The following is a 13,289-nucleotide window of genomic DNA, read 5'->3' as shown; positions in this document are numbered from 1 at the left end:
ACTATTAAGTTTTTTTGATTTAAAAGACCGTATTCATGAAATTAATAGAGCACTTCGTTAATGGAAAAATAATTCCAGGTTCATCTGATAGAAAAGGAAAAGTATTTAATCCTGCAACTGGAGAACAAGAATCTGAGGTTAGACTTGCAAGTAAATCTGATTTAGATCAAGCTGTAGAAGCAGCCAAAAAAGCATTTGAAACTTGGTCTGCGAAACCTCCCTTACAAAGAGCAAGGATAATATTTAAATTTAAAGAATTAATAGAAAAAAACTCTGATGAATTAACAAAGCTAATAGTATCAGAACATGGAAAAGTTTTTGAGGATGCTAGAGGATCTTTAACAAGAGGGCTTGAGGTAGTAGAGTTTGCTTGTGGAATTCCTCATTTATTAAAAGGTGAATACTCAGAAAACGTTGGAACAAATGTTGATAGTTGGTCAATGAGACAACCTCTAGGGGTAGTAGCTGGAATTACTCCATTTAATTTTCCAGCAATGGTACCAATGTGGATGTTTCCAATAGCAATTGCTTGTGGAAATACATTTATATTAAAACCTTCAGAAAAAGATCCTTCATGTCCACTTAGATTAGCAGAGTTACTTAGTGAAGCTGGATTGCCTGACGGAGTATTTAACGTAGTTAATGGCGACAAAGAAGCTGTTGATGCAATTTTAGAAAATAAAGACATTAAAGCTGTAAGCTTTGTTGGATCCACTCCAATCGCAAAATATATCTACGAAAATTCAGCTAAAAATGAAAAAAGAGTACAAGCACTTGGAGGCGCAAAAAATCACTTAGTAGTTATGCCAGATTGTGACTTGGATGGTGCAGTAAATGGATTGATGGGTGCAGCTTACGGATCTGCAGGTGAGAGATGTATGGCTCAATCTGTTGCTGTTGCTGTTGGAGATATTGGTGATGAACTAGTTTCAAGACTTTCAAAAAAAGCAGAGGCTTTAAAAGTAGGACCCGGTATGGATAAAACTTCAGAGATGGGACCTCTGGTTACAAAAGAGCATTTAGAAAAAGTAAAAAGTTATGTTGATTTAGGAGTTGAAGAAGGTGCTAAATTAGTTGTCGATGGAAGAAACTTAAAACTTCAAGGTTATGAAAACGGGTTTTATATAGGTGGTTGTTTATTTGATCACGTTAATAAAGACATGAGAATTTATAAAGAAGAAATTTTTGGCCCAGTTCTATCTGTAGTTAGAGTTAAAACTTTTGAAGAGGCTGCAAAACTAATCAATGATCATGAATACGGAAATGGAGTAAGCATTTATACCAGAGATGGTGATGCAGGCAGAACATTTGCTAGTAAAATTCAAGTAGGAATGGTTGGTATCAATGTTCCAATTCCAGTTCCTATGGCCTTTCATAGTTTTGGTGGTTGGAAAAGATCATTATTTGGAGATAGTGGTATGCATGGCATGGAAGGAATAAAATTCTATACTAAACTTAAAACTGTAACATCACGATGGCCTTCAGGTGTGCGTACAAACGCAGAATTTGTAATGCCAACAATGAAATAAAAGGAAATAAATGAAAAAAATATCTTTAATTGGCGCAGGCCAAATAGGCGGAACACTAGCACATTTAATTGGAATAAAGGAGCTTGTTGATGAAGTTGTTTTATTTGATGTTGCAAGTGGAATAGCTAAAGGAAAGGCTTTAGATATAGCTCAATCATCATCAGTTGATGGATTTAATGTAAAATTATCAGGTACAGACGATTATAAAGATATTAAAGATTCTGATGTTATCATAATAACAGCAGGAGTTCCAAGAAAGCCAGGAATGAGTAGAGATGACCTTCTTGGTATAAATTTAAAAATTATTAAACAGGTAGCTCAAGGAGTAAAAGAAAACGCACCGAACGCCTTTGTAATTTGTATCACCAACCCTTTAGATGTGATGGTTATGGCGTTTCAAAAGTTTTCAGGTTTGCCTGCAAATAAAGTTGTCGGCATGGCAGGAATTTTAGATAGCTCAAGATTTAAACTGTTTTTATCATTAGAGTTTGGTGTGCCTGTAAGAGAGATTGAAGCAATGGTTATGGGTGGTCATGGAGATACTATGGTTCCAATGCCAAGATTTACAAAAGTATCTGGCAAACCTTTATTGGATCTTGTGAAAGAGGGAAAGATTTCTCAAGAGAGAGTTGAAGAAATTAATCAAAGAACTAGAGACGGTGGAGCAGAAATCGTCAAGTATTTAGAAAAAGGTTCTGCTTTTTATGCACCTGCAGCATCGGGAGTTCAAATGGCTGAATCATATTTAAAAGATGAAAAAAAATTATTACCTTGCGCAGTGCAGTTAAATGGTGAGTACGGAGTAGAAAATGTTTATGCTGGAGTACCAGTTGTAATTGGTAAAGATGGAGTTGAGAAAATTGAAGTAGTGGATTTAGATGAAAAAGAAAATAAAGAGTTTATGCACTCTATTGATGCTGTAAAAGCTCTTTGGGAAGCTGCCTCTAAAATAGATCCAGATCTTTCAAAATAATAATGAATATTCACGAGCACCAAGCAAAAGAAATTTTAAAGAAATATGGCGCAATAGTTCCAGCAGGATTTTTTTCAACAAGTGTTGATGACTTGATTGAAAAAGCAAAAAATTTAAAAACTGAAAAGTATGTTTTAAAAGCTCAAATTCACGCTGGTGGTAGAGGTAAAGCTGGAGGAGTTAAAATTCTTAATACACTTGAGGAATTAAAAAATTCAGCAAATGAATTACTTGGAAAAACACTTGTAACTCATCAAACTGGACCAGAAGGAAGAGAGGTTAAGCGATTATATGTTGAAGAATCCTCCAATATAGAAAAAGAATTCTATTTATCATGTTTGGTTGATAGAGCTAGTTCAAAGATTGCATTTATTTCAAGTGATCAAGGTGGAATGGATATTGAAGAAGTAGCAAGCTCAAATCCAGAAAAAATTATTACAACTAAAGTTGATATGGCTGAAGAAATATCAGATGCAGATTGTGAGTCAGTAATTAAAATTTTTGATTTGAACAATGATGCAAAAGATCAGGCAATTTCATTAATCAAATCAATTTATAAAATGTTTATTAGCACAGATGCAAATATGGTTGAGGTAAATCCTTTAATTTTAACAAAAGAGGGAAAGATTGTTTGTTTAGATGCGAAAGTTAATTTCGACTCTAATGCATTATTTAGACACCCTGAAATTCTAGAATTAAGAGATCTAAATGAAGAAGATCCAACTGAAATTGAAGCTAGCAAACATGATTTAGCTTATATCAAGTTAGATGGAAGTATTGGATGTATGGTTAATGGCGCAGGTCTAGCAATGGCAACTATGGATATCATAAAATTATATGGTAAAGAGCCAGCTAATTTTTTAGATGTAGGAGGTGGAGCCTCAAAAGAAAAAGTTTCTGCAGCATTTAAAATTATTCTTTCAGATAAAAATGTGAAGGGAATTTTGATAAATATTTTTGGGGGAATAATGAGATGTGATGTGCTTGCACAAGGAGTAGTGAACGCTGCAAAAGAAATTAATATTAGTGTACCTTTGGTAGTTCGACTTGCAGGGACAAATTTTAAAGAGGGAAAAGAAATTTTAGATAATTCAGGTTTAAAATTAATTTCAGCAGAGAACTTAGATGATGCTGCTAAGAAAATTGTTGAGGCTATTAAATAAATGTCAGTTTTAGTTAATAAAGAAACTAAAGTAATTTGTCAGGGTTTTACAGGTGCACATGGAACTTTTCATTCAGAGCAAGCAATAAAATATGGAACAAATTTAGTAGGAGGTGTTACTCCTAAAAAGGGAGGTCAAAAGCATTTAGACAGACCTGTATTTAATTCTGTAGCTGAAGCTAAAGATGCAGTTGGGGCAGATGCCACTATGATTTATGTGCCTGCAAAATTTGCTGCCGCAGCAATTATAGAAGCTATCGATGCATCTGTTGAATTAATTGTTTGCATTACTGAAGGTATCCCAATTCAAGATATGCTTAGGGTTAGAAAAAAATTAGATGGGTCTAATAGCAGACTTATAGGTCCAAATTGTCCAGGAATTATAACTCCTGATGAATGTAAAATTGGAATTATGCCTGGCAATATTCATAAAAGAGGTTCAGTTGGAATTGTATCTAGATCTGGAACTTTAACCTACGAAGCGGTTGCTCAAACAACTGAAAATGGATTGGGGCAATCAACATGCATTGGAATTGGAGGAGATCCTATAAATGGTACAAATTTTATAGATTGTTTAGATCTGTTTTTAAATGATGAAGAGACACAATCAATTTTAATGATTGGAGAGATAGGAGGTTCTGCAGAAGAGGAAGCAGCAGAGTTTTTGAAAAACCATAAGATTAAAAAACCAACAGTTGGATTTATAGCTGGAATTACTGCGCCACCAGGTAGAAGAATGGGGCACGCAGGTGCAATTATTTCTGGAGGCAAAGGTGGTGCAGAAGATAAAATAAAAAAAATGGAAGAATGTGGAATTACAGTCGCAAAATCACCATCAATAATTGGTAAAACTTTATTTGATAAACTGTCTAATTGAAAAATATTTTTTAGAGGGATATATTAAATAAAAAAGATGTCATCATCAAAAAATCTCGATTTCGAAAAAAATTCGTTTTTACATAAATCAAATAGTGCATTTATTGAACAAATGTACTTAAAATTCATCAACAAAGATAAAGATCTCCCTGAAAGTTGGTTAAATTACTTTGAAGGAATTGGTGATGAAATAAAAGTTATTGCTAATGAAATAAATGGACCATCATGGGGACCAGAAAAAACAAAAATAAATATTGATGAGCTTCAAAAGAAAATAGATGAAAATGAAATTACTAATTTAAATAATGAAAAAATAGATACTTCAGAAAAATTTAATTTTCAATTACTTGCAGACTCTAACAAAGATTCAATAAGTGCTGTTGCGTTAATCAGAGCCTACAGATTAAGGGGGCATTTGTTAGCTGATCTTGATCCTTTGGGAATGAGAGAGTCTGAATATTTAGATGAACTTCATCCAGAGTTTTATGGTTTTAAGAAAGAAAACTATGAAAGAAAAATTTTCTTAAACGGCGTGATTAATAAAAAGTATGCCAGTATTAAAGAAATTTTAAAATTTATGAAAAAAACCTATTGTGGAAAAATAGGTTATGAGTTTATGCATATTTCTAATCCTGACGAAAGAAAATGGTTTAGAGATAGAATTGAGCAAGATGATAAAGCTCTTCAGTTTACCAAAAATGGAAAGGAAGCAATTTTAAATAAATTAGTTCAAGCCGAAGGTTTTGAAAAATTTTTAGCAACTAAGTATGTTGGTACAAAAAGATTTGGATTAGATGGAGGAGAAAGTTTAATTCCTGCACTTGAACAAATAATTAAAATTGGTGGTCAACAACAAATCAAAGAAGTTAAAATTGGAATGTCTCATAGAGGCAGATTAAATGTTTTGGCTAACGTTTTACAAAAATCTTATAAAAGAATATTTAATGAATTTGCTGGTGAATATAGTGATGACTCTGAGGATAGTGCTGGAGATGTAAAATATCATCTTGGTGCATCTTCTGACAGACAATTTGATGGAAATTCTGTTCATGTTAGTTTGACAGATAATCCATCTCACCTTGAAGCAGTAAATCCTGTCGTTTTAGGACAAACTAGAGCAAAACAATTTTTTCATAAAGATAAAGACAGAAACAAAGTTATCCCAATACTAATTCATGGTGATGCAGCATTTGCTGGACAGGGTGTGGTAGCAGAATGTTTTGCCATGTCAGGACTACCTGGACATAACACTGGTGGAACTATTCATATAATTGTAAATAATCAAATTGGTTTTACAACGAGTCCTCGATTCGCAAGATCGTCACCTTATCCTTCTGATGTTGCTAAAATGGTTGAGGCTCCAATTTTGCATGTTAATGGAGACGACCCAGAAGCAGTTGTTTATGCGACTAGAATAGCAACAGAATTCAGATTAAAGTTTAATAGAGATGTTGTAGTTGATTTAATTTGTTACAGAAGGTTTGGTCATAATGAGGGAGATGAGCCATCGTTTACTCAGCCTTTGATGTATCAAAAAATCAAATCTCATCCAAGTGTATATAAAATTTATGGGAATAAACTTGTTAATGAAAAATCAATTACTCAAGAATTATTAAACCAAAATGTTAAATCATTTAAAGATTTATTAGATGATCAATACAAAAGTGCAAAAGACTACAATCCTAAAATAGAATGGTTTGAGGGTACATGGTCAAGATATAAACCTGAGAAAGGAAAAGATAAAAGAGGAATATCAGGTTTTGATGAGGAGAAATTGAAAATAATTTCAAAAAAAATAAATACAGTACCATCAGAAAAAAATATTCATAAAACTATTAGTAAAATATTAAATGCCAGAAGAGACTCGATTGAAAAAGGAGTGGGAATTGATTGGTCTTCAGCAGAAGCTCTTGCGTTTGGATCTTTGTTAGTTGAAGGATATCCAGTTCGTTTAGTTGGACAAGACTCTGGTAGAGGAACTTTTAGTCAAAGACATTCTGTACTAAGAAATCAAATTGATAATTCGAGATATATTCCACTAAATAATATTGTCAAAGGTCAAAAACAATTTGAAGTAGTAGATAGTTTTTTATCTGAACTTGCTGTTTTAGGTTTTGAATATGGTTACAGTTTAGTTGAACCAAATACACTAACAATTTGGGAAGCTCAATTTGGAGATTTTGCAAATGGAGCTCAAGTTGTGATTGATCAGTTTATAGCTTCAGGTGAAAGAAAGTGGAACAGAGCCTCAGGGCTTGTAATGTTGTTGCCTCATGGATATGAAGGTCAAGGTCCTGAACATTCATCTGCTAGATTAGAAAGATTTTTACAGTTATGTTCAAACGATAATATGCAAGTCATGAATTGCACAACTCCAGCCAATTATTATCATGCATTAAGACGTCAAATGCATAGAGATTTTAGAAAACCATTGGTTGTAATGACACCAAAATCATTGCTTAGAAATAAATACTGTGTTTCTAACTTAGAAGATTTTAATAAACAAAATACTTTCCATAGAATTTTGTGGGACCATGCGATTGACCCAAAATCAAATGGTTTTATTAAACTTAAAGAAAGTTCTGAGATTAAAAAAGTTATTTTGTGCTCAGGCAAAGTTTACTTTGACTTACTTGATGCTAGAGAAAAATTAAAAAGAGATGATGTAATCATGTTTAGAATAGAACAACTTTATCCTTTCCCAGCAAAAGCTTTAGTAAACGAACTTAAACCATATGCCAAAAATGCTGAATTTTTTTGGTGCCAAGAAGAACCAAAGAATATGGGAGCATGGTTTTCAGTGAGAGATTATATTCAATGGACATTAGATACTTTAAAGGCTAAATATAATAAAATTTCTTATATAGGAAGAAGCCCTGATGCAACTCCAGCAACTGGATATGCAAAGAGGCATAATTCTCAGCAACAAGAAATAATTAGTAAGGTGTTTGGTTAAATTATAATGAGTGAAAAAATAGTAGTTCCAGTACTTGGTGAAAGTATTACAGAAGCAACAGTTGCAAAATGGTTAAAAAAAGCTGGAGATACGGTTGAAGCTGATGAACCAATTGTAGAACTTGAAACTGATAAAGTTAATTTAGAAGTTCCATCACCAATAACTGGTGTTTTAACAGAAATTAATTCACAAGATGGTTCTACAGTAGAAGTTGGAGCATTATTAGGTTCTGTTTCAGAAAATGGCGCAGCAAAAGTGATACCAACTGAAAAGAAAGAGGAACCTAAAAAAGTAGAAGAAACTCCTCCTGAAAATAATGTAATAAAATTAGATACAAATAAAAAAGAACCAGAAATTTTTGAAGATAAAAAAACAGAAATTCAAAAACCTAAGCCCTTAGTTTTGACTGAGGAAGTAGCACCAAAACCAGCACCAGTAATAGATAATAAAAATGATACTTTGTCTCCTGCTGTCAGAAAAATTGTTACTGAAAATAATATTGATGTTAATTCAGTTCAAGGTTCAGGAAAAAATGGTCAGGTTTTAAAAGGAGATTTAATTGGTCTAATGGGAGCAAATCCAAAACCATCAGAGAGAAAAATTCAATATGGTCAAGAAGAACGAATTAAAATGACCAGACTAAGACAGACAATTGCTAAGAGATTAAAACAAGCTCAAGAAAATGCTGCATTACTTACAACTTTTAATGAAGTTGACATGACAAATATAATGGAAATGAGAAAAGAAAATCAACAAGACTTTCAAAGTAGATATGGAATTAAATTAGGCTTCATGTCATTCTTTGTTAAAGCATGTGTAGTGGCCTTGAAACATTTCCCTGCTGTTAATGCTGAAATTGATGGCGATGAAATTATATATAAAAACTATTATAATATTAGTTTTGCTGTAGGTACTGATAAAGGTTTAGTTGTTCCAGTTTTAAGAAATGCAGATGAGCTTTCATTTGCAGATATTGAAAAAAATATCAAAGATATTTCTGAAAAAGCTAGAGATGGAAAATTAACAATTGAAGATCTACAAGGAGGAACATTTACTATCAGTAATGGTGGAGTATATGGATCAATGTTATCAACTCCAATTCTAAACTTACCTCAATCAGGTGTTCTAGGTATGCACAACATTGTAGAGCGCCCTGTGGTAGTAGAAGGTGAAATAAAAATAAGACCTATCATGTATTTAGCTCTTTCTTATGATCACAGAATTATTGATGGCAAAGAATCTGTTTCTTTCTTAAAAATGATTAAAGAAAATCTAGAAGATCCTAGAAGATTATTTTTGGATATTTAAATGTCAGAAAAATTTCAAGCTGTAGTTATTGGAGGAGGGCCTGGTGGTTATGTTTGTGCAATTAGGCTTGCACAATTAGGTTTAAAAACAGCATGTATAGAGTCTAGGGGTTCACTAGGAGGAACTTGCTTAAATGTTGGCTGCATACCCTCAAAAAGTTTATTAAATCTTTCTGAAGAATTTCATAAAGTAAAAAATTTATCTAATAAGGGTATCGAGATAGGTGAGGTGAAACTTAATCTTGAAAAGATGATGAAAAGCAAAGATAAAGCTGTAACAATATTGACCAAAGGTGTTGAATTTCTATTAAAAAAAAACAAAGTTACTTATTTTAAAGGTCACGGAAGTTTTAAATCAAAAAACCAAATCTCAATTAAAGATGACAAGAATAATGAGACAATCATTGAGTCAGAAAAAACAGTAATAGCAACCGGATCTGTGCCAGTTTCATTACCTGGAATTGATATTGATGAAAAAGTAATTGTTTCCTCTACAGGGGCCTTAAAATTAGAAAAAGTACCAAATAAAATGGTCGTGGTTGGAGGTGGCTACATTGGTTTAGAGATGGGTTCAGTTTGGTCAAGATTAGGTTCGGAAGTTCAGGTTGTAGAATTCTTAGATCATATTACACCTGGAATGGATAAAGAAATTTCATCTGAGTTTATGAAAATTTTAAAAAAACAGGGCATTAAATTTAATATGCAAAACAAAGTTGAAACAATTCAGAAGAATAACAACGGAGCAGTTGTTTCAACAGTAGATAAAGATGGCAATAAAAACAATTTTGAATGTGATGTGGTGTTAATTTCTGTTGGTAGAAAGCCAAATACGGATGGACTAAATTTAGATGCAGTAGGAATTGATTTAGATGAAAGAAAAAGAATAAAAACTGACAAAACTTTTAAAACAAATGTCGAAAATATTTTTGCTATTGGTGATGTAATAGTAGGGCCAATGCTTGCTCATAAAGCTGAAGATGAAGGAGTCGCAGTTGCAGAAAATATTGCAGGTCAATCTGGACATGTTAATTATGATACAATACCTGGCGTTGTGTATACTACTCCAGAAGTTGCATCTATAGGAAAAACAGAAGAACAATTAAAAGAATTTAATCAAAAGTATAAAGTTGGTAAATTTTCATTTATGGCAAATTCTAGAGCCAAAGCAATTGATGATGCTGAGGGATTTGTAAAGATATTAGCAGATGAGCAAACAGACAAAGTATTAGGAGCTCATATTATAGGTCCTCATGCTGGAGAATTAATCGCTGAAATAGGTGTAGCTATGGAATTTGGCGCAAGTTCAGAAGATATAGCGAGAACATGTCATGCACACCCAACTTTTTCAGAAGCAGTTAAAGAAGCTGCATTATCAGTAGACAAAAGAGCAATACACTCTTAAACCATAGGACAATTTGTTTAAAACCTAAATTGTCTTTTAGCATCAAAGTAAATAATTATATTAAATAAACTTTAAATAAATTTTATCTTTTTTATCTTCCTTGAGTGAAAGTTCAGGATTTGTTAGTCTTGGTTAATATGAAAAGACTAGAAGGCAAATCAGCTATAATTACAGGAGCTGCACGGGGTATTGGTCGTGGTTTCGCAGAGAGATATATTGCTGAAGGAGCTCGTGTTGCAATCGCAGATATAAACTTTGCTGGAGCACAAAAAACAGCCAAGGAGCTTGGTGATGCAGCTTACGCAGTAATGCTTGACGTTTGTGATCAGTCCAGCATTGACGATGCGGTGACACAAGTCGTGAAGACAGCAGGCAAAATTGATGTCCTAATTAATAATGCGGCTCTTTTTGATGCTGCTGAAACAGTCGATATCACTCGCTCCAGCTACGAAAAGCTTTATGCAGTTAATGTTTCAGGAACCTTGTTTACCATGCAAGCAGTCGCAAAACAGATGATCACTCAAGGTCATGGTGGAAAGATTATAAATATGGCTTCACAAGCGGGTCGTCGTGGCGAAAGTCTTGTACTGGTTTATTGTTCAACAAAAGCTGCTGTTATTTCAATGACCCAATCGGCAGGTTTGAATTTGATCAAACATGGCATTAATGTTAACGCCATTGCTCCTGGTGTAGTAGATGGTGAACATTGGGAACATGTAGATTCTATGTTCGCAAAACTTGAGGGTAAAGCAATTGGCCAAAAGAAAGCTGAAGTTGCTTCAAATGTTCCCTTAGGACGTTTTGCAGTACCAACGGACCTGACTGGTATGGCAGTCTTTCTCGCTTCTTCAGATGCTGATTACATTGTATCACAGACTTATAATGTCGATGGTGGCCAATGGATGAGCTGATGAATTTTGTCACGTCAGCTCTTGATAATGAAAGAAAAACTAAACTTTGAATTTAAAAATTTTGATTGATAAAAGTTGTAGAGAGCTCTTAAAAAGAGCAATACACTCTTAATTTTTTTTCATATTATAAAAATATGAAATTTCCGATTCTTTTACCTAATATTTTTAATCATCCATTTACTTATGAAAGTAGTATTGATCTTAAATTAGGAGACTATGTGGAAGTTCCTTTTGGCAAATCAAAAATTACAGGTGTAGTTTGGGATGAATTTGAAAAAAATAACAACAAAACATTCAAAATAAAAAAAGTTTTGAGGAAGTTAGATGTGACTCCTCTAAAAAAAAATACTATTAAATTTTTAAACTGGTTTTCAGAGTACAATATTATTCCAAAAGGAATGGCATTAAAGCTTATTTTATTAAGCAGTCATGCAATAGAAAATAAGGAGCTCAGTTCTTATGATAATTTTAAAAGTGAAATCAAAAATACATCTATAAAATTAACTAAAGATCAAATCAAAGCTTATGAGGAAATGATAAGTAATAATCAGAATTTTAGAGTGCACGTGTTACAAGGAACAACAGGATCAGGTAAAACTCTTGTATATTTTGAAGCTTTGAAAAACCTTATAAAACAAGGGTATCAGGGCTTAATTTTGTTACCTGAGATAGGTTTAACAGGTCAATTTGAAAAAAAATTTAATGAATATTTTGGCTTTAATGCAGCAGTGTGGCACTCAGGCGTTTCAAAAAAAAAGAAAGAATTAATTTGGAGTGGAATATCAAATGGAGAAGTTAAAGTAATTATAGGAGCAAGATCATCATTATTTTTACCTTTTAAAAATCTAGGTATGATAATTGTAGACGAAGAACATGATCAATCTTTTAAACAAGATGAAGGTGTAACTTATAATGCAAGAGATATGGCAATATCTAGAGCTTCATTTGAAAATATACCAGTTAATTTAGTTACAGCTGTTCCATCAATTGAAACTTTTGAAAATATTCAAAAAGGAAAATATTTCTTATCAAGACTTACTGAGAGATATAAAAATGCTTCATTACCAAATTATGAAATTATAGATCTTAATAAAACTAAACTTGAAAAACAATCTTGGCTATCAGATAAAATAATTGAAAAAGTAAATTTTCACCTTGAGAGAAAAGATCAGGTTTTATTTTTTTTAAATAGAAGAGGTTTTTCACCTCATGCGTTGTGCAAAAATTGTTTAACTAGCTATTCTTGTCCAAATTGTACTATCAACCTTGTTTATCATAAAAATAAAAATAATTTATTATGTCATTATTGTGGTTTTAAAACTGATTTAAAAAGAGATTGCTCAAAAGAGGGTGAATGTAATTTTGTCTTTAGTGGACCTGGTGTAGAGAGGATATCTGAGGAAGTTAAAAAAAAATTTCCTAATAAGGAAGTTGAAATTTTTTCAAGTGATACAATGAATAAAAAAGACTCATCAAGCAAATTAGAAAGAATTATAAATAATCAAACCGAGATATTAGTTGGTACACAATTAATTTCTAAAGGATTTCACTTTCCAAGTTTAAATTGTATTATTGTTGTTGATATTGATTTATCAGCTAATGGGAATGATTTGAGAGGTGCAGAAAAAAATTTGCAGTTATATCATCAGCTATCAGGACGGGCTGGAAGAACAGGAAAACCTGCAACAGTATATTTTCAAACCTATAACAATAATAAGAATATGATTTTAGAAATTACAAATAAAAATCCTGATATATTTTTAAAAAGAGAACTAGAAATTAGAAAAAAAAATAAACTTCCACCTTATCAAAGATTTATTTCCTTGATCATGACTGGTGAAAATCAAAAAAAATTAGAAAAAGAGGCTTATGACTTTAAAAATTATTTAGAAAATAAAATTGAGGGAAATATATTGGGTCCAGTTGAAGCCCCTATATTTAGGCTAAAAAGAAACTTTAGGGTCAGATTTTTAATTAGAGGTTCAAAATCTATGAAACTACAAAATGCTATTGCAAAATCAGTTCCAAAATACAAATTTTCTAAAGGAATAAAACTTTCAGTTGATGTTGATCCAATTAACTTCAATTAGGCCCAAAAAAGAGGACTTTTTCGTCAATCAGTCACTTGAAGACATAAAGGTCATATGCTAATTAGAGCGTGATTTTAAAATAA

9 protein-coding genes are annotated in these 13,289 nt (G+C 32.4%); all 9 read left to right on the top strand.

Annotation, left to right across the window (positions count from 1 at the left end):
• Nucleotides 1-35 precede the first annotated feature (35 nt).
• The 9 genes from ACTTA5_RS04705 to priA all read left to right on the top strand — a co-directional run bounded on the left by ACTTA5_RS04705 (nt 36) and on the right by priA (nt 13,206).
• Complete coding sequence (locus ACTTA5_RS04705) at nt 36-1,529, top strand: CoA-acylating methylmalonate-semialdehyde dehydrogenase (RefSeq protein WP_440648328.1); 1,494 nt, start codon at nt 36-38, stop codon at nt 1,527-1,529.
• A gap of 10 nt (nt 1,530-1,539) precedes the next feature.
• Entirely contained in the window at nt 1,540-2,502 is a 963-nt protein-coding gene (gene mdh, locus ACTTA5_RS04700; RefSeq protein WP_440635423.1) for a malate dehydrogenase, read from the top strand.
• Nucleotides 2,503-2,504: 2 nt separating this feature from the next.
• Nucleotides 2,505-3,665 carry an ADP-forming succinate--CoA ligase subunit beta gene (gene sucC / locus ACTTA5_RS04695; RefSeq protein WP_440648326.1) on the top strand — a complete coding sequence of 387 codons (1,161 nt, stop codon included), beginning with the start codon at nt 2,505-2,507 and terminating at the stop codon, nt 3,663-3,665.
• Nucleotides 3,666-4,541, top strand: coding sequence for a succinate--CoA ligase subunit alpha (gene sucD / locus ACTTA5_RS04690; RefSeq protein ID WP_440648324.1), 876 nt, complete (start codon nt 3,666-3,668; stop codon nt 4,539-4,541).
• Nucleotides 4,542-4,577: 36 nt separating this feature from the next.
• The gene (locus tag ACTTA5_RS04685; protein WP_440648322.1) at nt 4,578-7,496 is read left to right on the top strand and encodes a 2-oxoglutarate dehydrogenase E1 component; all 2,919 of its coding nucleotides are present in this window, start codon (nt 4,578-4,580) and stop codon (nt 7,494-7,496) included.
• A gap of 6 nt (nt 7,497-7,502) precedes the next feature.
• Complete coding sequence (gene odhB / locus ACTTA5_RS04680) at nt 7,503-8,804, top strand: 2-oxoglutarate dehydrogenase complex dihydrolipoyllysine-residue succinyltransferase (protein WP_440648320.1); 1,302 nt, start codon at nt 7,503-7,505, stop codon at nt 8,802-8,804.
• Complete coding sequence (gene lpdA, locus ACTTA5_RS04675) at nt 8,805-10,205, top strand: dihydrolipoyl dehydrogenase (RefSeq protein WP_440648318.1); 1,401 nt, start codon at nt 8,805-8,807, stop codon at nt 10,203-10,205.
• Between the two features lie 137 nt (nt 10,206-10,342).
• Nucleotides 10,343-11,116, top strand: a complete 774-nt coding sequence (locus ACTTA5_RS04670; protein WP_440648316.1) for an L-iditol 2-dehydrogenase — start codon at nt 10,343-10,345, stop codon at nt 11,114-11,116.
• 134 nt (nt 11,117-11,250) lie between these two features.
• On the top strand, nt 11,251-13,206 hold the full coding sequence (gene priA / locus ACTTA5_RS04665) for a replication restart helicase PriA (RefSeq protein ID WP_440648314.1): 1,956 nt from the start codon (nt 11,251-11,253) through the stop codon (nt 13,204-13,206).
• Nucleotides 13,207-13,289 lie beyond the last annotated feature (83 nt).

Origin of the sequence: Candidatus Pelagibacter sp. HIMB1521 (assembly GCF_052047875.1) — a bacterium.
In the GTDB taxonomy this organism is placed as follows: domain Bacteria; phylum Pseudomonadota; class Alphaproteobacteria; order Pelagibacterales; family Pelagibacteraceae; genus Pelagibacter.
Note: the sequence above shows the minus strand (reverse complement) of the source record. Positions and strands in the feature narration are given on the sequence as shown.

Coding starts and splice junctions, on each gene's coding strand:
- ACTTA5_RS04705 (WP_440648328.1), top strand. CDS start 36: ATGAAATTAATAGAGCACTTCGTTAATGGAAAAATAATTCCAGGTTCA.
- mdh (WP_440635423.1), top strand. CDS start 1,540: ATGAAAAAAATATCTTTAATTGGCGCAGGCCAAATAGGCGGAACACTA.
- sucC (WP_440648326.1), top strand. CDS start 2,505: ATGAATATTCACGAGCACCAAGCAAAAGAAATTTTAAAGAAATATGGC.
- sucD (WP_440648324.1), top strand. CDS start 3,666: ATGTCAGTTTTAGTTAATAAAGAAACTAAAGTAATTTGTCAGGGTTTT.
- ACTTA5_RS04685 (WP_440648322.1), top strand. CDS start 4,578: ATGTCATCATCAAAAAATCTCGATTTCGAAAAAAATTCGTTTTTACAT.
- odhB (WP_440648320.1), top strand. CDS start 7,503: ATGAGTGAAAAAATAGTAGTTCCAGTACTTGGTGAAAGTATTACAGAA.
- lpdA (WP_440648318.1), top strand. CDS start 8,805: ATGTCAGAAAAATTTCAAGCTGTAGTTATTGGAGGAGGGCCTGGTGGT.
- ACTTA5_RS04670 (WP_440648316.1), top strand. CDS start 10,343: ATGAAAAGACTAGAAGGCAAATCAGCTATAATTACAGGAGCTGCACGG.
- priA (WP_440648314.1), top strand. CDS start 11,251: ATGAAATTTCCGATTCTTTTACCTAATATTTTTAATCATCCATTTACT.